Genomic DNA, 24,155 nt, shown 5'->3' with positions numbered 1-24,155 from the left:
CTCCCCCACTCCCCCTCCCTCCCCTCACCCCCACGCACCGAGGAGCGATTCGACGTGACCATCACCCAGCCCGACCTGAGCGTCTTCGAGACCCTGGAGTCCGAGGTGCGCAGCTACTGCCGCGGCTGGCCCACCGTCTTCGACCGCGCGCAGGGCAGCCGGATGTTCGACGAGGACGGCCACACCTACCTGGACTTCTTCGCCGGCGCCGGGTCACTCAACTACGGCCACAACAACCCCGTGCTCAAACGCGCCCTCATCGACTATCTCGAACGGGACGGCGTCACCCACGGGCTCGACATGTCGACGACCGCCAAGCGGGCGTTCCTGGAGTCCTTCCAGAACCTGGTGCTGCGGCCGCGCGATCTGCCGTACAAGGTCATGTTCCCGGGGCCGACCGGCACCAACGCGGTGGAGTCGGCGCTGAAACTGGCGCGGAAGGTGAAGGGCCGGGAATCGGTCGTGTCGTTCACCAACGCCTTCCACGGCATGTCGCTCGGCTCGCTCGCCGTCACCGGCAACGCCTTCAAGCGGGCCGGGGCGGGGATCCCGCTGGTCCACGGCACCCCGATGCCGTTCGACAACTACTTCGACGGCACCGTCGAGGACTTCCTGTGGTTCGAGCGGCTGCTGGAGGACCAGGGCTCGGGGCTGAACAAGCCCGCCGCGGTGATCGTGGAGACCGTGCAGGGCGAGGGCGGCATCAACGTCGCCCGCCCGGAGTGGCTGCGTGCGCTCGCCGATCTGTGCGAACGGCAGGACATGCTGCTCATCGTCGACGACATCCAGATGGGCTGTGGCCGTACGGGCGCCTTCTTCTCGTTCGAGGAGGCCGGCATCACGCCCGACATCGTGACCGTCTCGAAGTCCATCAGCGGCTACGGGCTGCCGATGTCGCTCTGCCTGTTCAAGCCGGAGCTGGACATCTGGGAGCCGGGCGAGCACAACGGCACCTTCCGCGGCAACAACCCCGCCTTCGTGACGGCGACGGCCGCCCTGGAGGCGTACTGGGCCGACGGCTCCGTCATGGAGAAGCAGACCCGCAAGCGGGGTGAGCAGGTCGAGCAGGCGTTCATCTCCATCACGGAGGAGAACCTCGCCGACGTGAAGGAGTACCGGGGCCGCGGCCTGGTGTGGGGCATGGAGTTCCACGACAAGGAGCGCGCGGGACGGGTGGCCAAGCGGGCCTTCGAGCTCGGGCTGCTGATCGAGACGTCCGGCCCGGAGAGCGAGGTCGTCAAGCTGCTGCCGGCCCTCACCATCACCCCCGACGAGCTGGACGAGGGCCTGCGCGTCCTCGCCCGCGCCGTACGGGAGACCGTCTGACGCCGTACGGGAGACCGTCCGGCGCCGTACGGCGAACCATCTAACTAGGAGGCATCGCACCACCGTGATCGTCCGTTCGTTCAAGGACATCGAAGGAACCGACCGGCATGTGAAGTCGGCGTCCGGCACCTGGGAGAGCAAGCGCATCGTGCTCGCCCGGGAGCGGGTCGGCTTCTCCCTCCACGAGACGACTCTGTACGCGGGTACGGAGACGTCCATGTGGTACGCGAACCACGTCGAGGCCGTCGTGTGCGTCGAGGGCGAGGCCGAGCTCACCGACCAGGAGACCGGGCGGAGTTACACGATCACGCCCGGAACCATGTACCTCCTCGACGGGCACGAGCGGCACACACTGCGGGTGAAGGAGGACTTCCGCTGCATCTGTGTCTTCAACCCGCCCGTGACCGGCCGGGAGGACCACGACGAGAACGGCGTCTACCCGCTGCTCACCGAGCCCGAGGAGGTGTGACATCACCATGACCACGACCACCACGATGAACACTGCCACCACCGTCCCCGACCTCTACCCCAGCCGTGGGGCCACCGAGGTGTCGGTCCCGCGTCAGGACCCGGTCGTCTGGGGCTCCCCCGCCACGCCCGGCCCGGTCTCCCTCGCCGAGCTCCAGGCGTACGAGCGCGACGGGTTCCTCCCCGTCGAGCAGCTGATCGAGCCGGACGAGGTCGCCGTCTACCGGGGGGAACTGGAGCGGCTGGTCGCCGATCCGGCGATCCGCGCCGACGAGCGCTCGATCGTGGAGCCGAAGTCGCAGGAGATCCGTTCGGTCTTCGAGGTGCACCGGATCAGTGAGCTGTTCGCGCAACTGGTGCGGGACGAGCGGGTCGTCGGGCGGGCCCGGCAGATCCTCGGCTCGGACGTGTACGTCCACCAGTCGCGGATCAACGTGAAGCCGGGCTTCGGCGCGTCCGGGTTCTACTGGCACTCCGACTTCGAGACCTGGCACGCCGAGGACGGGCTGCCGAACATGCGGACCGTCTCCGTCTCGATCGCCCTGACCGAGAACTACGACACCAACGGCGGTCTGATGATCATGCCGGGGTCGCACCGGACGTTCCTCGGCTGCGCGGGAGCCACCCCGAAGGACAACTACAAGAAGTCGCTGCAGATGCAGGACGCCGGCACCCCGTCCGACGAGGCGCTGACGGCCATGGCGTCCGAGTACGGCATCAAGCTGTTCACGGGCAAGGCCGGTTCGGCGACCTGGTTCGACTGCAACTGCATGCACGGGTCCGGTGACAACATCACCCCGTTCCCGCGCAGCAACGTCTTCATCGTCTTCAACAGCGTGGAGAACGCGGCCGTGGAGCCGTTCGCGGCGCCGGTGCGGCGGCCGGAGTTCATCGGCGCACGGGACTTCACCCCGGTGCGGTGACCTCACCGTCCCCCTGACGGGGGCCGGGCGATCGCCACTCCTGAGCGACCGTCCGGCCCCTTTCGCGTGCCCACGGGGTCCGCCCGCGCGGCATTCCTACAGCCAGGCCAGCGAGGCCGCCCGTTCCAGTACGGTGCGGGCCGCGCTCTCGTCGCCGGTGATGCCCCTCGGTACCTCGTCCGGGGCGTGGCGGCCGCCGACCAGGAGGCAGAAGTCGACCGGGTCCAGGCTGAGTTCGGCGTGCACGGGGCCGGTGTCGTCGCCGAGGATCCAGCTGGTGTCGGTGGGCCCGGTGACCTCGAACAGGACGGGCGGCGCGTCGTGGAGGGCCAGGCCGAGGATGCGGACGGCCAGCCGGACCAGGGACCACAGGTGTTCGTCGGGGGGCGGCGGCACGGGCAGACCGAGGGCCCGGCCGATGTCGTCCGTGTGGATCCAGGCCTCGAAGGCGCGGATCACGAAGTGGTCGGCGACCGGCAGCCTGAGGCCCATCACCGTGACGGGGCGGGCGGCGAGTTCGGGGTCGGCGGCCTCGGGGGTGGCGAGCAGCGCGGCGGCCTGCGCGGCCCAGGTGGCGACCGTCTGCGCGGGTGTGCGCCGGTGTTCGTGGGCGATGACGTCGGCGGTGCGCCGGGCCCAGGCGTCCGGGGCGGGGGTCCCCTCCGGGATGTGCGAGAGGGGCAGCGGGGTGTCGACGCCGAGGCGTACGGCGAGGTGTTCGTCGGCGGCGACGAGGTGGGCGACGGTGGCGTGGGCGTCCCAGTCGTGCACGACCGGGGTGCCCCAGCGGCCCTCCACCTCCGGTACCAGCGCCTGGAGTCCGGCCACGGCCGCGGCGTAGGGCGCCGCGTGGTGGGCGAGTTCGGCGGCACGGGGGCGGCGGGAGCGGAGCGCGAGCGCGAGGACGCCGTCGGCGCGCCTGGGCGGGGCGTCGTCCGGGTGGCCGTTCGCCCCGTGGCCGGGCCGCCCGTTCACCCCGTGGTCCCGCTCGGCGATCGGTCCCGGCCCCGGCTGCTCGGGGGGCGCCGGGTAAGGCTCCGGTGTGCCGTCCAGCAGCCGTACCGTGGCGCGGAGCCGTTCCGCCTCCGCCGCGCACGAGGTGCAGACGGCCAGGTGCGGGGCGACTCTCCGCCGCTCGCCGGGCGGGAGCGCGCCGACGGCCCAGGCGGCCAGCAGCTCCCGTACGCCGTCGTGGTCGTTGGTCATCGCGCGCCGCCCTTTCGCCCTGCCGCGTCCACGATACGCAGGTGCCGCGCGCTCCGGACGGTCCCGTGCGCCCCCATCACGCGCCCCTTGCCGCTGCCGGGTCCGGCGGGTCCGCGAGGGACTCCGCCAGCTTGCGCAGCGCCGAGCGGAGGCGGGTCTTCGCGGTGCCCTCGGGTATGCCGAGTTCGACGGCGGCCTGGCGGTAGGTGCGGCCGGCGAAGTAGGCGAGGTGGACCACCTCCCGCTGGGGGCGCGGGAGTTCGGCGAGGGCGGTGTGCAGCAGGAGGGAACGCTCGCGGTCGACGAGCGCCTCGGCCGGGTCGGGGCCCGCGTCGGGGATGGCGTGCAGCGCCGAGTCGTCCGCGCGGACGTCCTTGCGGTGCCGGGCCTCCCCGCGCACCCAGTCCACGGCCCGCCGGTGGGCGACCATGGACAGCCAGGTGCGCAGCGAGCCCCGGCGCGCGTCGAAGCCGTACGGCCTGCTCCACAGCTGGGCGAAGACCTCCTGCGCCACGTCCTCGGCGGCCGCCGGGCTGCGGGTGACCCGGACGGCCACCCGCCGGACGAGCCCTCCGTACGCCGCGTACGCCTCACGCAGCGCGGACTCGTCCCCGTACACCAGCCGCCGATGCAACTCCACATCGATGGACGGCTGTTCGAGCGTCGGCTCCACCGGCACCACCACCTCGTGATGCCTTCCTAGCGTCCTGGCGCGGTCCGCGCCAGTGAGTCGGGAAAGTCAGCCGGAGAGGACGACCGGAAGCCGGCCGACGTCCGTTCGCGTGGTGCGCAGGTGGCGGGCGGCGCGCGGCTTCCCGGCGCGGGGCCGTCCCCGCACCACCGCTCCTACTGCGGCACGGCGCATCCGTCCGGCCCGCAGGCCTCCGCGCCGTCCGACGCCACGACCTTCAGCGGCGCGGGCCGCTCGCCCCAGGCCTGGGTGAGTGCCTGTTCGAAGACCTCCGCGGGCTGGGCCCCGGAGACGCCGTACTTCCGGTCGAGCACGAAGAACGGCACCCCGTTCGCCCCCAGCTCCGCCGCCTCCCGCTCGTCCGCGCGGACGGCGTCCGCGTACGCCTCGGGGTCGGCGAGCACCGTGCGCGCGGCCGCCTCGTCGAGCCCGGCCTCGACGGCCAGCTCGACGAGGTAGTCGTCCGCGTCGACGTACACGGACCGCTCCTCCGCGAAGTTCGCCCGGTAGAAGGCCTGGAGCAGTTCGCTCTGCCGTCCCTGGTCCTTGGCGAAGTGGATCAGGCGGTGCATGTCGAAGGTGCTGCCGTGGTCACGGCCCTCGGCCCGGTAGGCGAGGCCCTCGGCCGCCGCCTGGTCCCGGAGGTTGTACTCACCGGCCTGGGCCTGCGCGTGGCTCATCCCGTACTTCTTGGTCAGCATGGTGAGCACGGGCTGGACGTCGTCCTTGGCGCGGCCCGGGTCGAGCTCGAAGGAGCGGTGGACCACCTCGACGCCGTCGCGGTGCGGGAAGGCCGCGAGCGCCTTCTCGAAGCGGGCCTTGCCCACGTAGCACCAGGGGCAGGCGATGTCGCTCCAGATCTCGACGCGCATGGTGTCAGCTCTCTCCAGGTCGTACGGATACGGAGACGCCCTCCGCCCTCACGATGGATGAACGTTCAAGCAGTGCGTCCCATTCCCCGCTCAGCTGCCGTTCCTCAGATCTTTCGGCCAGTTCGGCCGGAACTCGATCTCGTCGTAGGTGACGACGCAGCCCTCGCCCATCGGGGACTGCGTCATGAAGCCGACCAGCGCGGCGCCGCTCTCCCGCTCGCCGGCGAGGGTGAAGAGGCGGACGAAGGTCCACCGCTCGCCGTCGCGGGAGGCGTGGAAGGCGAAGGCACGGCCGGTGCGGCTGACCCGCAGCCAGACCGAACTGCCCTCGACGGTGAAGGAGTTGGCGTCGTCCGAATGGCCGCGGGTGACCACCGTGCAGACGGTCGGCACGTCGGGCGAGTTCTCCAGGCAGAGCTTCGCCCAGGCCCGCTCCCCCACGTGCACGTACAGCACGCCCGCGTCGAACCCGGCGGCGAAGCCGACGGTGACGCGGGCTATCAGCTGGAAGTCCCCCTCCGGCGCCCCCAGCAGCCGGGGCGCGTCCGACTTCGGGTCCAGCCCTTCGTCCGTGGGCGGCACGAAGCGGTCCTGCCGGGCACCGGCCCACCCGGTGAGCACCCCGTCCTCGTAGGACCAGTGCCCATCGGGGCCGTACGTACGAAGCGGGAAGGGGAGTTCGGGGATCTTGACGTCCATGAGGGGATTCTTGCAGTTCCCCGCGCCCCGAAGGGGGCGCGGGGAACTGCGCGAGCAACCACGAACGCACGCGCAGCCCGAAACCGAACCCCTACGGCGCTCCCCGGAGGGCTAGCGCTCCAGCACCCCGTTGAACCGCCGCGGCAGCCCCAGCGGGTTCTCGTCCCGCAGCTCCGGCGGGAGCAGCCCCTCCGGCGCCCCCTGGTACGCCACCGGCCGCAGCCACCGCTCGATCGCGGTGCCGCCCACCGAGGTGGACGTGGAGGTCGTCGCCGGGTACGGCCCACCGTGGTGCTGGGCCGCGGCCACGGCCACACCCGTCGGCCAGCCGTTGACGAGGACGCGCCCGGCCAGCGGCGTCAGCTCGGCCAGCAGCTCCGGTCCGCGCCCGCCCTCGGCGGCCTCCTCGCCCGACACGTGCACCGTGGCGGTGAGGTTGCCCGGCAGCCGGGACAGCACCGACTTGGCCTCGTCCTCGTCCTCGTAGCGGGCCACGACCGTGAGCGGGCCGAAGCACTCCTCCAGGAGCAGGTCGTGCTCGCCCTCGACGGCCAGCTTGCCGGCGGGGACGGTCAGGAAGCCGGGGCTGACCGTGTGCTCGCCGCCCGCGCCGGCGGTCACCGGCGACTCCACGTCCGGCAGCTCGGCGCGCTCGGCGACACCGGCGAGGAAGTTGTCCCGCATCCGGTGGTCCAGCAGCACGCCGGAGCCGACGTCGCTGACCGCCTCGGTGAGCGACTTCAGCAGGCGGTCACCGGCGTCACCGGCGGGCGCCAGCACCAGGCCGGGCTTCACACAGAACTGGCCGACACCGAGGGTCATCGACCCGGCGAGGCCCGTGCCGATGGCCTCGGCGCGCTCGGCGGCGGCGGCCTCGGTGATCAGGACGGGGTTCAGGGAGCCCAGCTCGCCGTGGAACGGGATCGGCACGGGGCGCGCGGCCGCCGCGTCGAAGAGGGCACGGCCGCCGCGCACCGAACCGGTGAAGCCGGCGGCGGTGACCAGCGGGTGCTTGACCAGCTCGACGCCCGCCTCGAAGCCGTGCACGAGGCCGAGGACGCCCTCGGGGAGGCCGTGCTCGGCGGCGGCCCGGCGCAGCACGATCGCGACCAGCTCGGACAGCGCCGGGTGGTCGGGGTGGGCCTTGACGACGACCGGGCAGCCGGCGGCAAGCGCGCTCGCCGTGTCACCGCCGGGGACGGAGAAGGCGAAGGGGAAGTTGGAGGCCGAGTAGACGGCCACGACGCCGAGGGGGACCTTGTAGCGGCGCAGGTCCGGGATGGGCGGGGTGGCGGTGTCGTCGGGGTGATTGATCACCACGTCGAGGAACGCGCCCTCGTCGACGATGTCGGCGAAGGCCCGCAGCTGGTAGCAGGTGCGGGCGAGTTCGCCGGTGAGGCGGACCGGGCCGAGCGCCGTCTCGGCGTCGGCGACCTCGACGAGTTGGTCCTTGGCCGCCTGGAGCTGGTCGGCGGCGGTGCGCAGGAAGGCCGCGCGGACGGTGCGGTCGGCCAGGGAGCCGCGGGCGGCGTGCGCCGCGCGGACGGCGGCGTCCACCTCCTGGGCTGTGGCCTCCACCGCAACCTGCTCGCGCTGCTTCCCGGTACGGGGGTCGACACTCCAGACTGGTGCTGCTGCCACCGCGGGTTCCTCCACGTATTTCTGGATCGATTCCCAGGGGTATATCTGGGTCATTCACCAGCGTCGTTCGATATGCTGAACGCCGTCTCTGATGATGAATATTCTGTCGGAGACTATATCTTCAGCTTCTCGCCGAACGAAGGGGTCACGGGCGATGTCGGCAGTGGAGACGGGCGGCGGAGCACAGGTCAAATCGGCGGTAAGGACCGTTGAGCTGCTCGAATACTTCGCCGGACGCCCCGGTATGCATTCCCTGGCCGCGGTCCAGGAAGCCGTCGGATATCCCAAGTCGAGTCTCTACATGTTGCTGCGCACCCTGGTGGAACTGGGCTGGGTGGAGACCGACGCGACGGGCACGCGGTACGGCATCGGCGTGCGAGCACTGCTCGTGGGCACGTCCTACATCGACGGCGACGAGGTGGTGGCGCTGGCCCGGCCGACGCTGGACCGGCTGTCGGACGACACCACGGAGACGATCCACCTGGCCCGGCTCGACGGCACCAACGTCGTCTATCTGGCCACCCGCCAGTCGCAGCACTATCTGCGCCCCTTCACCCGCGTCGGCCGCCGGCTGCCCGCGCACTCCACCTCGCTCGGCAAGGCGCTGCTGGCCACCCACACCGACGAGCAGGTCCGCAAGATGCTCCCGGAGACCCTCCCGGCGCTGACGGAGCACACGATCACCGACCGGGAGCGGCTCATCGAGGAGCTGCGCCAGATCCGCGAGCAGGGGTTCTCGGTGGACCGCGAGGAGAACACCCTCGGGCTGCGCTGCTTCGGGGTGGCGATCCCCTACCGCACCCCGGCCCGCGACGCGATCAGCTGCTCCGTCCCCGTGGCCCGGCTGACCCCGGCCCACGAGCAGCTCGTCAAGGACGCCCTCTTCGACGCCCGCGACCGGCTGACCCTGGCGACCCGCAGACTCTGAACCGGCCTCGGCGACCCGCAGACTCCGAACCGGCCTCGTGACAACCCCGGCTTCATGAAGACCCCATGAGAAATCCGGCCGGAGGGAACGCGTGATCGCCTCCCGCTCGTCCTTCCGGGTGCGATGAACAAGACGATCAGGCGCACCGCCGTCTTCACCCTGCTGCTCGTGCTCGCCCTGCTGGTCAGGGCGACATGGGTGCAGTTCTACGAGGGCACGGCGCTCGCGGACGACCAGGACAACCGACGCAACGCGATTCGGACCTACGCCGACCCGCTCGGGAACATCATCGTGGCCGGCAAGTCGATCACCGGCTCGGCCCGTACCGAGGACAGCGACCTGGCGTACCGGCGCACGTACACGAACGGCGAGCTGTACGCGGCCGTCACCGGCTACGCCTCGCAGTCCTACGCGCCCACGCAACTGGAAGGCATCTACCAGAGCCTGCTCGACGGCACGGACCTGCGGCTGAAGTCCGTGACGGACACGGTCACCGGGCAGCGGGCCGATCCGGGCAACGTGATCACCACGATCGATCCAGCCGTGCAGAAGGCCGCGTACGACGCGCTGGGCGACAACAAGGGCGCGGCCGTCGCGATCGACCCGGCGACGGGGAAGATCCTCGCGGTGGTGTCGACGCCGTCGTACGACCCGTCCTCGCTCACCGGCGCCAACACCGCCGGCGATGCCTGGAAGAAGCTCAACGCGGACGCGGACAAGCCGCTGACCAACCGGGCGCTGCGCCAGCCGCTGCCGCCGGGCTCGACGTTCAAGCTGGTCGTGGCGGCGGCCGCGCTGGAGGACGGGCTGTACGACTCGGTGGACGAGAAGACCGTCAGCCCGGACCCGTACACGCTGCCGGAGACCGAGACCGAGCTGTCCAACGAGAACCCGAACGCGCCCTGCGAGAACGCCACGATCCGTACGGCGCTGCAGTACTCGTGCAACAACGTCTTCGCGAAGATGGCCTTCGACCTCGGGCAGGACAAGGTGCGGGCGACGGCCGAGAAGTTCGGCTTCAACGACACCTCGCAGGACGTGCCGGTGCGGGCGTACGAGAGTGTCTATCCGTCGGACATGAACAAGTCCTCCACGGCTCTGACGGGCATCGGCCAGTACGACGTCACCGCGACGCCGCTCCAGATGGCGATGGTGTCGGCGGCGATAGCCAACGGCGGCAAGCTGGTCTCGCCGCACATGGTGGCGCAGATCACCGACGGCGGTGGTGACGTGCTGGAGGACTACGACGCGGAGGCGGGCACCGAGGAGATCATGAGCTCCGACACGGCCGAGCAGCTCCAGTCGGCGATGCGGACGGTCGTGGAGGACGGCACCGGCACCAACGCGCGGATCAGCGGGGCGACGGTGGGCGGCAAGACCGGTACGGCCCAGCACGGCGAGAACAACAGCAAGACGCCGTACGCCTGGTTCACGTCGTTCGCGAAGGCAGACGGCAAGGAGGTCGCCGTCGCGGTCGTCGTCGAGCAGTCGAACGCGGCGCGCTCGGAGGTCAGCGGCAACGGGCTGGCGGCGCCGGTGGCCAAGGCGGTCATGGAGGCCGCGCTGAAAGACTGAAGAACCCCTGGACCACCTGAATGAGAAGGGCCGCCCTCACTCCCCCCGGAGGGCGGCCCTTCGTCCGTGAGGTCCGTGAGGTCCTACCTGACCCCGAACAGCTGCTGGATCGGGTTGATCGCGAAGTACACCAGGAACAGCGCCGAGGTGGCCCACAGCAGCCAGTGGATCTCCTTCGCCCTGCCGAGGACCGTCTTGATCAGGACGAAGGCGAGGAAGCCGGCGCCGATGCCGTTGGTGATGGAGTAGGTGAACGGCATGACGGCGATGGTGAGGAACGCCGGGATGGCGATGTCGTACCGGTCCCAGTCGATGTTCTTGACCTGGGTCATCATCAGGAAGCCGACGGCGACGAGCGCGGGCGCTGCGGCCTGCATGGGCACGATGGTCAGCAGCGGGGTGAGGAAGAGCGCCACCGCGAAGAGGCCGCCGGTGATCAGGTTGGAGAAGCCGGTGCGGGCGCCCTCGCCGACGCCGGCCGCGGACTCGATGTAGGAGGTCGCGGAGGACGAGGAGGCCGCGCCGCCCGCGACGGCCGCCGCGCCGTCGATGAGCAGGACCCGGCCGAGGTTCGGGACCTTGCCCTCCTCGTCGAGCAGGCCCGCCTCGGCCGTGATGCCGACGACGGTGCCCATGGTGTCGAAGAAGTCCGAGAGCAGCAGGGTGAAGATCAGCAGGACGACCGTGATGACGGTGGTCTCGCCGAACGAGCCGAAGAGGCTGAAGTCGCCGATCAGTCCGAACTCGGGGGCGGCGACGATGTCGTCGGGGACCTTCGGGGTGGTCAGGCCCCAGCTCTTGATGTCGGCCACCGAGTTGATCACGATCGCAACGACCGTCATCGTCAGGATGCTGATGAGGATCGCGCCCTTCACCTTGCGGGCGAGCAGGCCGATGGTCAGCAGGACACCGAGACAGAAGACCAGGATCGGCCAGCCGGACAGTGCGCCGGTCGCGCCGAGCTGCACCGGGACCGTGGTGTGGGCGATGTCCGGTATGCGGCTGACGAACCCGGCGTCGACGAAGCCGATGAAGGCGATGAACAGGCCGATGCCGACGCTGATCGCCTGCTTCAACGGCTGCGGTATGGCGTGCATGACGGCCTCGCGCAGGCCGGTGACCACCAGGACGCAGATCAGCAGTCCTTCGAGGACGACCAGGCCCATCGCGTCGGACCAGCTCATCAGCGGGGCTATCTGGAAGGCGACGACCGCGTTGAGACCGAGGCCGGCGGCGAGCGCCAGCGGAAGGTTTCCTCCGACGCCCATGATGATCGTCATCACGGCGGCCACGAGGGCGGTGGCGGTGACGAGTTCGGCGCCGTCGAGGGTGTGGCCGTACTTGTCCTTCGCGCTGCCGAGGATGATGGGATTCAGGACAAGGATGTACGCCATCGTGAAGAACGTGGCGAAGCCGCCGCGTATCTCACGGGCGAAGGTGGACCCCCGGGCGCTGATCTTGAAGAAGCGATCGACGCTGTTCGCCCCGGGTGGCTCGGCTGCGGGCCGGTCGGCCACCTTCTGTGCGTCGGACATGAGCGGTGCTCCTAGTGACATGCGTGGACTACGCGCGGATGCTGGCTGGATTGTGCCCGTGTTGAACCTGGTTCAGGTTTTCACCGTGTTACGGAATCGGAGTTCTCCCTGCAAGAGGGCGTTCGAAGCCGCGTACGAACCCCCTTCACGATCACTGCTACTCTTCCGGATCTCGTCGGGGGTCGACCCCTGACGACCACATGTCATTCACATGACACGCACAGTCAGCCGGCTCGGCTGCTGTGGCCGCAGCGAGAAGAGAGGTCCCCGTGGGCACTGTCGTCGACGACGCAGCCTCCGTGGAGTTCCACGCCTTCTTCGAACGGCACTATGCCGAACTGTCGCGTCTGGCACACCTGTTGACGGGCGAGGCGGACGCCGCCGACGATCTGGCCGCGGACGCGCTGCTCGCCCTGTGGCACCGCTGGGACCGGGTCCGGGCGGCGGACCATCCGGTGGCCTACGCCCGTGGCGTCGTCGCCAATCTGGCCCGTACCCGGATCCGCAGCGCGGTCCGTGAGCGCCGCAGGATCACGCTGTTCTGGTCGCAGCGCGAGGAGAAGACCGAGAATCCCGATGTGCCCGGCGTGGTCGACGTGCAGTCGGCGCTGCGCCGGCTGCCGTTCCGCAAACGGGCCTGTGTGGTCCTGCGCCATGCCTTCGACCTCTCGGAGAAGGACACGGCGCTCGCCCTCGGCGTCTCGGTCGGTACGGTGAAGAGCCAGACGTCCAAGGGGATGGCCGAGTTGCAGAAACTGCTCGGCACCGAGGACACGCCGCAGCGGATGCACGCGGGCATCGCGGGCGGGGGCGTCACGAAACCGCGCGTGACCCGCGCGGGCGTGACCGGCACCGGAGGAAGGGACCGATGAGGGACGTGCACGAGGAGCTGCGCGCCCGGCTGCGCGAGTCGGCCGAGGCGCACGAGCCCGACCGCGCCCGCATCCTGGCCCGGATCGAGCGCGGTATGGCCGCCCCCGAGGAGCGCCGGAGCCGCCGGGTGACCCGGCCGCCGCTGTGGGGCTGGGTGCGGGTGGTCACCGCCACCGCCGGTGTCGCGGGTGTGCTCGCGGTCGGCGGGTACGCGGTCGCCTCCGCGGTCAAGGGCGAGCAGACACCGCCGGCCGATCGGACGGTCGTGGTCTCCCCGACCCCGGTCGACTCCCCCGCCGCGACCAGCCGGGCCCCGGTCCGGCCGGACCGCCCGAGCCCGAGCGACGGCGGCGAGCGGGAGGACAAGCCCCGTTCGACGCCGTCGAAGAGCCCGTCGCCCAAGGAGACGACGGTGCCGAAGCTGCCCGTCTCGGGCGACGAGGAGGACGGCCCGCTCTGGTCGGACGGCTCGGTCGACCCGCACAGCAACGACTTCTGGGCGCAGAGCAACCTCACCCTGAAGACGAGCGAGCAGCTCACCGAACTGACCGTCCAGCTGACGATCGCCCAGACCGGCGGGGTCTCCTCGGCCGGTGCCTGGCGGTCGCTGCCCGAGCAGGACTTCGACCTCACGGTCGAGGCCGACGGCGGGTTCCTGGTCTACACCTGGGTGCTCAAGGACGGACGCACCGTCCCGAAGGGCGAGTTCGTCTTCGCGGGGCAGTACAACCACGAGCGCGGTGGCCGTGACGCGGCGAAGGACCGCTACACGATGACCGCGCGGGCGGGCGGTGAGAACCTCACGGTGGGCGGCGGCTTCGAGGGCCACGACGACGGCGACTCCTCGGACGAGGGCGATTCGTGACGGCCGCCCCGCCCGCCGGATCCGCGGGATCCGCGGCGAGGATCCCGTGAAAAAGATCCGCGGGCGCGGCAACCCTTTCTCCACCGGTGGCGACCAGTAGGCGCAAGAGTCACCACCAGCGAGGAATCGGCTCCATGACCGCACCTGCTCGACAGCGCGTCCGGCACCGCCGCCGGGTCACCGGCCGGCGGGCCGTGTTCATCGGTGTGCCGGGGGCGGACGGGGTGCGCTGCGAGGGCGGCTGCTGCGGATCGGGGCCAGGGACGCGTTCGGGTGCGGGCGGGCGCGGGTATCCATCAACGAGTGGGGCTCGCCGGTCCCGGTGGCCCCGAGACAGCCGTCCAGCCGTTCGCTCACCACGGGTTCGTACCGGGGGAACAACCACACCTTCCTCCCATGCGTCCCTGCAAGTGCGTGGAACTCGAACACCAGTGAGGGCGACGTTCTGACACTCGACATCGTCGGTGTCGTCAGTGGTTCGAGCGGCACGGGCTTCCTCGGTCCGGGCAGCTCGTTCGACTGCGTGGACCTGCCGGCCTGAGCCCCCCTCGGCCGGCAGCAGGTGCCGACCGGAGCCCCCCTCGGGGTCGGCACGAGAAGCGCCCCCCGCCGGTGACGACCGGCGGGGGGCGCCTTCTTCTCGCCCTGGGGGCGGGTCAGTTCATCGTCGCGCCGATGGCCTTGGAGCCGGTGGTGAGGAACGTCGTGATCGGCAGGGACCCGTCCGTGCGCCGAGCGGCGTGGGCGGGGGCCGCGTCCGTGGAGCGGAAGGCCGGCGTGGCGGTGCCTGCGTCCCAGTTGTTGGCGGCCGAGACCGTGCGGGAACCCAGCTTCGCCTTGCCCGTGCCGTTGCCCACCGCGAGGTTCCGCGCCAACCGGGCCTTGCCGGTGGCGAAGTAGAAGCCGCTCTCCTTGTTGGCGTACGCCGTGTTCCGGTTCAGCAGGATCGCGCCGGTGTTGGAGTTCTCGGTGAACCCGTGCAGCGTGTTGTCCCAGGCCGCGTTGTTGTTGACGGAGTGCGCGACCGAGGCCCCGCCGCCGCCCAGCTTGAACCCGTTGCCGTTGCCCTCGAAGGCGGGGTCCTTCCAGCGGTTCCTGCCGTTGCCGAAGGCCCAGGAGTGGTCGACGGTGACGGGCGAGGAGAACTGCCAGAGGTCGAGGCCGTCGTCGGCGTTGTCGTACAGGCGTGCGCCGGTGATCCTGTTGCCGGTGCCGGAGCCGAACTTCACGGCGATGCCGTCGGCGTTCTGGCCGTGGTTCGCGGCGTCGTAGTTGCCGTGACTGTCCAGGTTGCGCACGAGGTTGTCCGTCGTGCCGTCGCCCCGCAGGGTGAAGCCGGAGTCGCCGTTGTTCGCGGTGACGAGGTTCTCGAAGATCCCCGCGACCGAGGACGTGACGACGAGGCCCTGCGCCGGGGAGTTCTGGAAGGTGAGGCCGGAGACCGTCCAGTGGTCGCCGTAGATCCCGGCGAGCCAGGAGCCGGCGGGCAGCGCGGACCCGTCGATGCGGACCTTCTCGCCCCGGTGGGCGGTGAGCGTGATCCGGGCGGAGGGGGTGCCGTTCGCCGTGGACTTCAGCGTCCGCGTGGGCCGGTAGGTGCCGCCGCGGACCTGGATGGTCGTCCCCGCGACGGCGTTCGCGACGGCCGACTCCAGCGACGCGGTGCTGGAGACGGTGACGGTGGCGGCGGCGGCCTGGGCGCCGTCGTGCGCGAGACCGAGGTAGACGCCACCCGCCCCCGCGGCGACGGACACGGCGGCGGCGATCGACAGGGTCCGGGTTCTCCGGTGGCGTCCGATGGTCTGACGCACGGGTGTTCCTTTCGCAGGGGAGGCGTCTTCGGGAAGACGAGGAACGAAGCGGGCCGGAGGGGCCGCCCCGGCCCGCTTCTGATCACTGGTCGCCACCCGCCGGGAAAGGGTTGCCGCGCCCCCGCGAAATCGCCCGAAAGTTTCGCTCGGCCTCCTGGCCGCTCCACCGGGCGCGACCCGCCCGGCGCCCGGATCCGTGAAGTGGCCGTGCCGTCGGTCAGGCCGGTGCGGCGCCGCTGGTCCGTTCGTCGGTCACCGTCAGCAGCAGGTCCGCCGTGAAGCCGGTCCCACCGACCTCGAAGGCCCAGGTGCCCTCGCCGGTGGGCCTCATCGGCAGCACCTCGGGCACCTGCTCGTCCTCCGCGGCGGTCTGCCCTTCCTCGGTGCTCACTCCCGGCGCCAGGAAGCGCTCGCCGGTGTGGAGGTACAGCGACCACCCGCCCTCGCCGTCGGGCACCGCCTGGACGTAGTACTGCTTGCGGAAGACGATGTTGTCGGAGAATCCGATGCCGAGACTGTCCCGCTCGCAGACATGGACGTCCAGGCGGAGCACCACGCTCCGGTCCACCGCCCCCTCGGGTTTGGCGGCGGCGTCGAGCCAGCCCTCCCAGATCAGCCGGTCGGCGTCGGCCCACCCGGTGGTGGCGTCGCCCGGTGTCGCGAGCGGCTTGCTCAACTCCTCTGCGAGATCGGGCAGTTCGTCGCTGAAGTCGTTCTTGCGGAAGGGGCCGTAATAGTTCTCGGCCTCGCTGCTCTGATGGCACAGGTCGAAGTCGACGAACCGGGGTTTGACGGACACCCCGAAGTAGAACTCGCTGCGGCCGAAGAGGTCCCGGCCCCGGGTCACCTCGGCCCGGTCCAGGCGCAGCTGGACGTGGTGGGTGCCGTGGAAGAAGCGCATGGCGATCTCGTACGCCTCGCGTGAGGTCACCAGGGAGTCGTCGCCGCCGTGGCACTTGTGGACGAAGGTCCTCGGGGCGCCCGGGATCTGGGCGGAGGACTGCTTGACCAGGCCGTCGCTGCGGTTGTAGGTGAGCGTGCCCTCGTCGATCAGGCCGGCGATGCGATTGCCGAGGGTGGCGAACTTGTTGCTGTAGGAGCGGTGGTCCGTGCCGACCACCGTGAGGATCCTCCTGACGGGGAACGGGATGGCCCGGATGTCCGTGCGGTCCGGGTCGAAGGCGGCGATCTCGTCCGCGACCGCGTCGGGCAGGCACTTGACCAGGGTGTCGGGCAGGTACTGGAACGCGATGCCCCGGTGCGGTGTGCCCAGGGTGACGATGCGGTGGACGAGGTCCGCGCTCCTGTCCCCCAGCCGGCTCAGGGCGGCCCGGGTGACGAGGCCTCCCATGCTGTGGGCGACGATGTCCACGCCGGTGAACTCCTCGTCCGGCCGCATGCCGTGCCGGATGATCTCGATGAGCCGGACCAGCCCCTCCCCGAAGCGGTCGATCTTCCGGGGCAGCAGGTCGTAGTAGCGGTAGATCCAGAGGGTTCCCCGGGCGCCCTGGCCCAGCACCTCGCGCGCCATGGGGACGTCCACCACCATGGTGCCGGTGAGCAGGTGCTCGGGCCATCCGTCGTGCTCACCCGGTCTGGGCTTCTGCTCCTTCTCGTAGTAGCCGACCACGTTGGTGGCGTCCCGGTAGGGGTGCAGCGTCGACTTGAGGGCGCGCAGGACGAATCCCTCGTAGATGTAGTTCTCGCCGTAGCGCTCTCCGTAGACGCTGCCGTTGTTGAATCCCTGATAGGCGTCACGCCGCTCGTCCGACACACCGGGGCCGCCGAATCCGCGAATCAGGATCAGCGGGCGAGGACTACCGACCACTTGGACCACTCCACTCAGATGCGCAGGTGCTGTTCGTCGCGCAACACTGTGTGGGGTCGCCTCGCCTCCGGGTCGACAGAATCGTTTTGCCCGGCGTGCCGGACGAGCTTCGCGCCGGTCAGTTCATCGTGGAGCCGATCGTCGTACTGCCGGTGGTCAGGAAGGTGGTCGCGGGCAGGGTGCCGCTCGACGAACGGGCGTTGTACGTCGAGGAGGCGTCGGTGGAGCGGAACGACGGGGTCGCGATGCCGGAGTCCCAGTTGTTGCCGGACGACACCACCGACGAGCCCTTGTTGACCGAGCCGCCGCTGTTGCTCACCGCCAGGTTCTTGCCGAGGCGGGCCGCGCCGGTGGCGAAGTAGTAGCCCCACTTGGCGTTGGCGTAGGCGGTGGTGCGGTTGATGACGATGGCGCCCTTGTTGCTGTTCTCGGTGAAGCCGTTGCCCGCGTTGTCCCAGGCCGCCGAGTTGTTGATGACATGGGCGACGGTCTCGCCGTCGCCGCCGAGCTTGTAGCCGTTGCCGTCGCCCGCGAACGCGGAGTCGCCCCAGCGGTTCTTGCCGTTGCCCATCGCCCAGGTGTGCTCGACGGTGACGGGCGAGGAGAAGGACCAGAAGTCCAGGCCGTCGTCCGAGTTGTTGTAGAGGCGGGCCCCGGTGATGAGGTTGCCCGAGCCGGAGCCGAACTTCACGGCGATGCCGTCGGCGTTCTCGCCGTGGTTGGCCGGGTCGTAGTGGCCGTAGGAGTCGATGTTGCGGACGGTGTTGTTGGTGGTGCTGTCGCCGGTGAGCGTGAAGCCGGAGTCGCCGCCGTTGATGGTCTTGATGTTGTCCCAGACCGTGGAGGCGCAGGACTGGCAGACGACCGCGCTGTCCGGGGAGTTCTGGAAGGTGATCCCGGAGACGGTCCAGTAGTCGGCGGTCAGCTTGAAGATCCAGTCGCCGTCGGGAAGGTTCGAGCCGTCGATCTTCACCGTCTCCGAGCCGTACGGCTGGAGGTATATCCGGCTGGAGGAGCTGCCGTTCGCCGTGGACTGGAGGGTCGCCGTCGGGTAGTACGTGCCGCCGCGCACCTGGATGACGGTGCCGGCGGTGGCGTTCTTGATGGCGTTGGCCAGGTCGGTGGAGTTGCTCACGACCACGGTCGCGGCGTGCGCCTGGGTGGGGAGCACGGCCAGACCGGCGCCGAGGGCGAGGGCGGTGCCCAGGGCGAGAGTGGTACGACGAGACATGGAGAGCGGTTCCTTTCTCGTGCGGGTGGGGTCGTTCACAGGACGGAGTCGAACCAGTCGACGACCTCGTCCTGCTGGGGTGCGGTGAACACATGGCCGAGGTCCGGCCGGATACGCAGGTCCAACCGCTCCCCGGCGTGGCGTGAGCGCCAGACGGCGCGCAGCTTCTCGTGCGCGACCCGGACGCCCTCCTCGGTGAAGAGGGGGTCCTGGCCGCCGTGGAGGAAGAGCATCGGCTTGGGGGCGCCGATGCTCGCCACGTCGGGGAAGTCGAGGTGCCGGGCGAGCCCGGGGTGGAGCATGTAGTAGGAGGACTGGCCGCGCAGGATGTTGTTGCCCGGGACCATGACCTCCTTGAGGCCGGTCATCCAGCACACGCTCGCGGCGGCCGCGATGTCGTCGCTGAGCGCGGCCGTCTGCCAGGCCCGGAAGGCGCCCATGGAGAACCCGAGGGCGGCGACGCGGCGGCGGTCCACCCGGTCCAGACCGGCCAGGAAGCCGGCCGCGCGCACGTCCTCCCGGGCCATGAGCCCGGCGAGCGACGAGCCCAGGTTGTAGAGGTTGCTGGCGAGGGCCTGCTGCTCCTCGTAGGTCGTCGGGCCCCGGTCGCCCCAGCCGAGCGCGTCCACGGCGAGGACGACATAGCCGCGCCGGGCCAGTTCGTCGCCGACGAAACGGCCGCTGAAGTACCGGTCGGCCCAGGCCTGCGCGGAGGCCAGCCGGCTCTCGTCGAACCACGGCCGGACCAGCTTCTCCTTGCCGATGTCGAACGTGGCGCCGTGGTCGTGCAGGAGGAGCACGGCCGGGAACGGGCCGGTGCCGTGCGGGGTGAGCAGGGCGCCCCGGACACGGCCGTACCGGGTGAGGGAGAAGGTCACCGTCTCTCGGGTGAAGCCGTCTCCCTCGCCGCGATGCCCGCCGAACTCGGGCTCGTACGCGGTGTCGTCCGGGGCGACGAACAGGTGCTCCTCGACCGTGGCCCGGGCCACGCGCCGCCAGGTGCGGAAGTCCCGGATCGGTGAGGTGCCCCAGGCGAGCGGGAAGCGCAGCTCCTCCTTGAGCAGGGGGTGGAAGTCGGGAAGTGCACCGGCCGGGGCGGCCCCGGCGGGGTCCACGCGTGCCGCCCCGGCCGCCGGCGTTCCCGTCCCCGTGAGGAGCGCCGCCGCCCCCGCGCCCACGACGAAGGCACGGCGCCCCACGGACCGGCGGGTGCCGGGCGGGCCGGGGTCGCCCGCCGGTTCACCGGCCGGCATACGGCCTCCAGTCCCCGAGATACGTCCGCCGTGTGTGCTCCCCCGCCTCGGCCGTCGTCAACTGCGGCCGGTTCTCCGGCACGGAGACGACCGCGCCCGGGCCGGAGTTGGCGTACTCCCGAAAGCGCATGGTCTGCCAGGGGTAGGCGTCGCGCATGTTGGTGTAGGGCGCGACCGCGTCGATGCCGGGGCCGATCCAGGTGTCCCGCACGACCAGCGAGGGCCAGGCGGTCGTCTCGTACGACGGCACCCAGGGCCGGGCGATCTTGTACGCGGCGTCCTCGGCGCCGGAGGTGATCCGGCCGCCCACGGCGAGGAAGCCGTAGGGGTTGGCGCGGGCGGTGGCGGGGGCGAAGACCATGCCCTTGGGGGTGAAGGGCACGTCCCGCTGGAGGGTGCGGAAATGGCACGAGTCGAAGACGGCCCGGGCCCGCCCGAACACGAAGTCGACGTCGCCCTCGATGTAGCAGTTCCGGTAGTACTGCCGGTCGAAGGCTTCGAGCGCGGTGGTGTCCGCGAAGAGCGTGTCCTGATGGGCGAGGAACCGGACGTTGTCGAAGTGCGAGCGGTCCCCGGTGATGTACGCGGCGACCGCCTGCGTTCCGGTGTAGTCCGGGTGGTCCGCGCGCAGCCAGTCGTTGGCGAGGGTCAGGTCGCGCACGGTCAGGCCGGGTGCCGCCGAGGTGAAGGTGGCGGATCCCGCGGTGCCGTACGTGCCGCCCTCGGGCCTGGGGGTGCCGTTGGCGCGGGCGAAGACGACCACGGCGGCGCGGGGGTCGCGGGACGCGCCGCGCACCGTCAGTTCCGCCTTGCTCGCGGGGATGTGGACGACCTCGCGGTAGGTCCCCGGATGGACGACGATCGTCCACCCGGGGCCGGTGACGGCGTCCACCGCGGCCTGGACCGAACCTCCGGGCCGGACGTGCAGGACCCGGCGGCCGTGGGCGAGGGCGGGGGCCGCGCCGGCGGCCACCAGGCCGCCGGCGATCCCGCCGAGGAGGGTGCGTCGGCGCATCTCAGCACCTCTCCGACGGGGTCCAGTCGCCGAGGTACGCCTCACGGGTGGCCGAGGCGGCTTCCGCGGCCGTGAGCTGGGGCCGGTTCTCCGGGACGGAGACGACGGCGCCGGGCCCGGTGTTCCGGTACTCGGCGAACCGCTGGTCCTGCCAGGGGAAGCCGGCCGACATGTTGGCGTAGGGCGCGACCGCGTCGATCCCGGCACCGAGGCGGGTCTCGCGCACGGTGAGCATGGGCCGGGCGGTGGTGTCCGAGCTGGGCACCCAGGGGCGGGCCAGCTTGTAGTGGGCGTCCGGGGCCTCGCTGGTGATGCGGCTCCGGGTCACCAGATAGCCGCGCGGGTTGGCGCCGGCCGTGGAGGGCGCGAAAACGAACCCGTAGGGGGCGGAGGCCAGATCGGTCCTGGTCAGGGTGTGGAACCGGCAGTGCTCGAAGACGGCGGTGGCCCGTCCGAAGACGAAGTCCACGTCCCCCTCGGCGTAGCAGTCGCGGAAGTACTGCCGGGCGAAGGCGCCGAGCGCCATCGAGTCGGCGTACAGCGTGTCCTGGTGGCCGAGGAACCGGCATCGGAAGAACGCCGACCGGTCGCCCTGCACCTTGAGGGCGACGGCCTGGGTGCCGGTGATGTCGGGGTGGTCGGCGCGCAGCCAGTCGTTGGCGAAGGTGATGTCCCGTGCGGTGAACCCGGCGCCCTGCACCAGGGTCGTGGCGGACCCGGTGGTGCCGTGGGTGCCGCCGCCGGGCTTCGGGGTGCCGGCCGCGTTGTCGTGGACGACCACGACGTCCCGGGCGTCGCCTGAGGCCCCGATCCAGGTCATCTCGGTGCGGGTCGCGCCGACCGCGACCGTCTCCCGGTACACGCCCGGCGCGACGACCAGGGTGTACCCGGTGCCGTCGGCGGCGGTGACGGCGGCCTGGACGGTGGTGAAGTCACCGGCGCCGCCCGCGTCCACGTACAGGGTCAGGGCGTCGAGGCGGGCGGCCGGCGATCCGTACCGCCCGAAGACCCGGCGGCCACGGGCGGCGCGGTCGCCGCCGGCCGCCGGGGCCGCCTGGGCCCGGGGCGCGACGGCGAGCGCGAGGGCGGTCCCGACCCCGGCGGCCACGAACGACCGTCTGCTCGGTGCCGGGTGGCGCCCCGCCATCAGCAGACCTTCCCGGCGCCCGCGCGGTTGGCGACGATGCCGGGCACGGCGCGCGGCGAGTCGACCTTCGTCCGCAGGGTGGGCGTCCACCCGGCGCCGGAGCGGAGGAACTCGGCGGGGATCTCGGCGTTGTGGACGGCGATGAGGTCCGTCAGCCTGCCGTTGACGTAGTTGTTCTCGGCGGTGAGCGGGGAGTCGTTCCACCTCTTCAGGGCCTTGCCGACGCTCGCGCCCGCCGGCAGCGTGATCGCGTTGTCACTGGCGTGGAGCTGCGAGGAGATGCCGACACCGAAGATGTAGTAGTCGTCCTTCTGCTCCTCGGTCACCAGGTAGTGGTTGTTGTAGACGTCGACCTGGCCGAACCGCACGCGCGGGGAGCGCTGGAGGATCCCGTCGAAGCGGTTGTGGTGCATGGTGACCTTGAGCTTGCCGGCGTCCAGGGCGGCGGTGCCGTCGCTGTTGCCGATCAGCATGTTCTTGTCGTGGTTCTCGAAGCGGTTCCAGGAGACGGTCACGTAGTTGGAGCCGCGCACGATGTCGGTCAGGCCGTCGTGTTGCTGGAAGACCTTGCCGAAGTAGACCGGCCGCTCGCTGTCGGGGTGGCGCCCGTCGGTGAACGTGTTGTGGTCGAGCCAGACGTGGTCGGTGCCGAAGACGACGACGGCGTCGTACTCGGAGTTCCAGTTGCCGGTGTTGTTGTCGTCGGTGGGGTCCCACTTGGGGAAGCAGTCGAGCGGCGCCTCGATGGTGAGGTTGCGCAGGATGACGTTGGAGACACCCTTGATCTGGAGGCTGCCGCCGAGGATGCCGGAGTTCTTGCCGACGCCGACGATGGTGGTGTTGCTGGGGATGTTGGCCTTGATCGCCGAGTCCTGGTTGGCCATGGAGGCGACCCGCGCGTCCTCCTGGGGCCCCTTGGCGACCTGGTCGTTGCCGTAGACGGCCGGGTCGTAGTCCTTGAGGTACTGCTGGAGGTCGTACCCGCCGGCGACGAAGGCCTCGCAGCCCTCGGCGACGGCGTCGATCATCCCCTTCACCTTGATGATCTTCGGGGCGTTTCCGCCGGTCGCCAGCGCGCTCTTGAACTCGGCCCAGGTGGTGACCGTGTAGACGTGCTCGGCGTCGGCCGCCGAGCCGCCGGTGGTGCCGCCTTCCGCCGATCCCCATCCGTCACCGGCCCCGATGACCTGTCGGCCGAGATCACGGCCCTGGGCCTGGGCGACGCCGGTGCCGGCGACCCCGAGCACGAGCGCGGTGCAGCCGACGACGGATGTCATGACATGGGCATGCCAGATACGAGAACGCATGTGTGCGGTTCCTTTCAAAGCAAAGGGGGATGTCGAGCCCCTGCAAGGGGCGCGGGGAACTGCGCGACCGGCCACAACGGCCCCGCAGCCGAAAACCGACCTACGAGCGGAGCGCTACGCCTGGGGCCACGTGATCCAGGAGTCGGGGACCTCCTCGTCGAGACGACGAACGTCCCTCGGAGAAAGAACCCGCCTGCGCAGCAACTCACCCGCGACCAGCCGGGCCACGGCGATCGCCCCCGGCGGGTTGAAGTGCGTGTTGTCCTGCTCCGTCGCGGTCCAGTTGAAGTACTTCTTGGTCTCCTCGACCCCGAGCCGCTGCCACAACGCGATGGACAGCGCCTGGATGTCGAGGAGGGCGACACCCTCCTCCGCGGCGAGAGCGATCGCCGCTGCCGGATAGTCGCCGTGGGTCGGTACGGCGTTGCCGTTCGCGTCGAACTTTCTGCGCTCGACGGAGGTGGCGAGCACCGGCCGGGCGCCCCGCGCCCGCGCACCGTCGACGTACTGGCGCAGGTGGTCCTGGTACGTCGTCCACGGCTCGGTGTACCGCGTGGGATCGGCGATCTTGGAGTCGTTGTGCCCGAACTGGATGACGAGGAAGTCCCCGGGCCGGATCGCCCCGAGGATGACGTCGAGCCGCCCCTCGTCGATGAAGCTCTTCGAACTCCGCCCGTTCACGGCGTGGTTGGAGACCGCCAGCCCCTTCCCGAGGAAGAACGGGAGCGCCATGCCCCAGCCCGTCTCGGGCGCGGCGTCGGCGTACTTCTGGGCGGCGGTGGAATCGCCGGCGATGTAGAGGGTGCGCTGCCGCCGCGCCGACGCGGCGGAGGCGGTCCCGGTGGCGGCGGCAGCGAGCGGAACAGCGGCGAGAGCCGCGCCGGCGACTTGTCTACGAGTGAGCGACACGTGCGGGTGCCTTTCCAGGAGGGCCCCGCGCCCCGTTTGTCGGGGGCGCGGG

22 protein-coding genes are annotated in these 24,155 nt (G+C 70.8%); 8 read left to right on the top strand and 14 right to left on the bottom strand.

Going from position 1 to position 24,155, the window contains the following annotated elements; translation table 11 throughout:
• Positions 1–54: 54 nt before the first annotated feature.
• The 3 genes from ectB to thpD all read left to right on the top strand — a co-directional run bounded on the left by ectB (position 55) and on the right by thpD (position 2,717).
• Entirely contained in the window at positions 55–1,326 is a 1,272-nt protein-coding gene (ectB, locus tag ACZ52C_RS04320; RefSeq protein ID WP_469073317.1) for a diaminobutyrate--2-oxoglutarate transaminase, read from the top strand.
• A gap of 64 nt (positions 1,327–1,390) precedes the next feature.
• Positions 1,391–1,795 carry an ectoine synthase gene (locus ACZ52C_RS04315; protein ID WP_033529158.1) on the top strand — a complete coding sequence of 135 codons (405 nt, stop codon included), beginning with the start codon at positions 1,391–1,393 and terminating at the stop codon, positions 1,793–1,795.
• A gap of 25 nt (positions 1,796–1,820) precedes the next feature.
• Positions 1,821–2,717, top strand: coding sequence for an ectoine hydroxylase (gene thpD, locus ACZ52C_RS04310; protein ID WP_319108682.1), 897 nt, complete (start codon positions 1,821–1,823; stop codon positions 2,715–2,717).
• 96 nt (positions 2,718–2,813) lie between these two features.
• Here the strand turns inward: thpD and ACZ52C_RS04305 are convergent, their stop codons facing one another.
• From ACZ52C_RS04305 to ACZ52C_RS04285, 5 genes are all read right to left on the bottom strand, one after another.
• Entirely contained in the window at positions 2,814–3,923 is a 1,110-nt protein-coding gene (locus ACZ52C_RS04305) for a maleylpyruvate isomerase family mycothiol-dependent enzyme (protein WP_469073316.1), read from the bottom strand.
• A 76-nt stretch (positions 3,924–3,999) separates the two neighbouring features.
• Positions 4,000–4,608 (bottom strand): RNA polymerase sigma factor, encoded by a 609-nt coding sequence (locus ACZ52C_RS04300; RefSeq protein ID WP_239753218.1) that lies wholly within the window; start codon positions 4,606–4,608, stop codon positions 4,000–4,002.
• Positions 4,609–4,769: 161 nt separating this feature from the next.
• Positions 4,770–5,486, bottom strand: coding sequence for a DsbA family oxidoreductase (locus ACZ52C_RS04295; protein ID WP_469073315.1), 717 nt, complete (start codon positions 5,484–5,486; stop codon positions 4,770–4,772).
• Positions 5,487–5,576: 90 nt separating this feature from the next.
• A complete protein-coding gene (locus ACZ52C_RS04290; RefSeq protein ID WP_469073314.1) occupies positions 5,577–6,185 on the bottom strand; it encodes a DUF1349 domain-containing protein in 609 nt (202 codons plus the stop codon).
• A gap of 111 nt (positions 6,186–6,296) precedes the next feature.
• A complete protein-coding gene (locus ACZ52C_RS04285; RefSeq protein ID WP_469073313.1) occupies positions 6,297–7,826 on the bottom strand; it encodes an aldehyde dehydrogenase (NADP(+)) in 1,530 nt (509 codons plus the stop codon).
• Between the two features lie 154 nt (positions 7,827–7,980).
• Here ACZ52C_RS04285 and ACZ52C_RS04280 point away from each other — a divergent pair, with 154 nt between their 5' ends.
• Positions 7,981–8,754, top strand: a complete 774-nt coding sequence (locus ACZ52C_RS04280; RefSeq protein WP_013004606.1) for an IclR family transcriptional regulator — start codon at positions 7,981–7,983, stop codon at positions 8,752–8,754.
• 123 nt (positions 8,755–8,877) lie between these two features.
• Positions 8,878–10,329 (top strand): peptidoglycan D,D-transpeptidase FtsI family protein, encoded by a 1,452-nt coding sequence (locus ACZ52C_RS04275; protein ID WP_469073312.1) that lies wholly within the window; start codon positions 8,878–8,880, stop codon positions 10,327–10,329.
• An 83-nt stretch (positions 10,330–10,412) separates the two neighbouring features.
• On the opposite strand, the gene ACZ52C_RS04270 is transcribed toward ACZ52C_RS04275, so the two are convergent.
• Positions 10,413–11,864: an NCS2 family permease gene (locus tag ACZ52C_RS04270; protein WP_469073311.1), complete on the bottom strand. Its 1,452-nt coding sequence runs from the start codon at positions 11,862–11,864 to the stop codon at positions 10,413–10,415.
• 269 nt (positions 11,865–12,133) lie between these two features.
• Between ACZ52C_RS04270 and ACZ52C_RS04265 the strand changes: the two genes are divergently transcribed.
• From ACZ52C_RS04265 to ACZ52C_RS04255, 3 genes are all read left to right on the top strand, one after another.
• A complete protein-coding gene (locus ACZ52C_RS04265; RefSeq protein WP_045560859.1) occupies positions 12,134–12,736 on the top strand; it encodes a SigE family RNA polymerase sigma factor in 603 nt (200 codons plus the stop codon).
• A complete protein-coding gene (locus ACZ52C_RS04260) occupies positions 12,733–13,602 on the top strand; it encodes a hypothetical protein (RefSeq protein ID WP_469073310.1) in 870 nt (289 codons plus the stop codon). The genes ACZ52C_RS04265 and ACZ52C_RS04260 overlap by 4 nt, the downstream gene beginning before the upstream one ends.
• Before the next feature lie 229 nt (positions 13,603–13,831).
• Positions 13,832–14,143 carry a polysaccharide lyase family protein gene (locus ACZ52C_RS04255; protein ID WP_469073430.1) on the top strand — a complete coding sequence of 104 codons (312 nt, stop codon included), beginning with the start codon at positions 13,832–13,834 and terminating at the stop codon, positions 14,141–14,143.
• Between the two features lie 115 nt (positions 14,144–14,258).
• Here ACZ52C_RS04255 and ACZ52C_RS04250 read toward each other — a convergent pair whose 3' ends face one another.
• From ACZ52C_RS04250 to ACZ52C_RS04215, 8 genes are all read right to left on the bottom strand, one after another.
• The gene (locus ACZ52C_RS04250; protein WP_469073309.1) at positions 14,259–15,413 is read right to left on the bottom strand and encodes a right-handed parallel beta-helix repeat-containing protein; all 1,155 of its coding nucleotides are present in this window, start codon (positions 15,411–15,413) and stop codon (positions 14,259–14,261) included.
• A gap of 217 nt (positions 15,414–15,630) precedes the next feature.
• Positions 15,631–17,241 carry a lipase family alpha/beta hydrolase gene (locus ACZ52C_RS04245; RefSeq protein WP_469073308.1) on the bottom strand — a complete coding sequence of 537 codons (1,611 nt, stop codon included), beginning with the start codon at positions 17,239–17,241 and terminating at the stop codon, positions 15,631–15,633.
• Positions 17,242–17,359: 118 nt separating this feature from the next.
• Positions 17,360–18,472, bottom strand: a complete 1,113-nt coding sequence (locus tag ACZ52C_RS04240; RefSeq protein ID WP_469073307.1) for a right-handed parallel beta-helix repeat-containing protein — start codon at positions 18,470–18,472, stop codon at positions 17,360–17,362.
• 35 nt (positions 18,473–18,507) lie between these two features.
• Positions 18,508–19,725, bottom strand: a complete 1,218-nt coding sequence (locus ACZ52C_RS04235; RefSeq protein ID WP_469073306.1) for a dienelactone hydrolase family protein — start codon at positions 19,723–19,725, stop codon at positions 18,508–18,510.
• A complete protein-coding gene (locus ACZ52C_RS04230) occupies positions 19,712–20,740 on the bottom strand; it encodes a pectinesterase family protein (RefSeq protein WP_469073305.1) in 1,029 nt (342 codons plus the stop codon). Before ACZ52C_RS04230 ends, ACZ52C_RS04235 begins: the two co-directional genes overlap by 14 nt.
• 1 nt (position 20,741) lies before the next feature.
• On the bottom strand, positions 20,742–21,887 hold the full coding sequence (locus ACZ52C_RS04225; RefSeq protein WP_469073304.1) for a pectinesterase family protein: 1,146 nt from the start codon (positions 21,885–21,887) through the stop codon (positions 20,742–20,744).
• On the bottom strand, positions 21,887–23,194 hold the full coding sequence (locus ACZ52C_RS04220) for a pectate lyase family protein (RefSeq protein ID WP_469073303.1): 1,308 nt from the start codon (positions 23,192–23,194) through the stop codon (positions 21,887–21,889). The genes ACZ52C_RS04225 and ACZ52C_RS04220 overlap by 1 nt, the downstream gene beginning before the upstream one ends.
• Positions 23,195–23,308: 114 nt before the next feature.
• On the bottom strand, positions 23,309–24,103 hold the full coding sequence (locus ACZ52C_RS04215) for a rhamnogalacturonan acetylesterase (RefSeq protein ID WP_469073302.1): 795 nt from the start codon (positions 24,101–24,103) through the stop codon (positions 23,309–23,311).
• Positions 24,104–24,155: the final 52 nt, after the last annotated feature.

This window comes from Streptomyces sp. NPDC034049 (assembly GCF_055575575.1).
The sequence above is the reverse complement of the archived record's forward strand: the minus strand, read 5'-3'. Positions and strand labels throughout refer to the sequence as shown.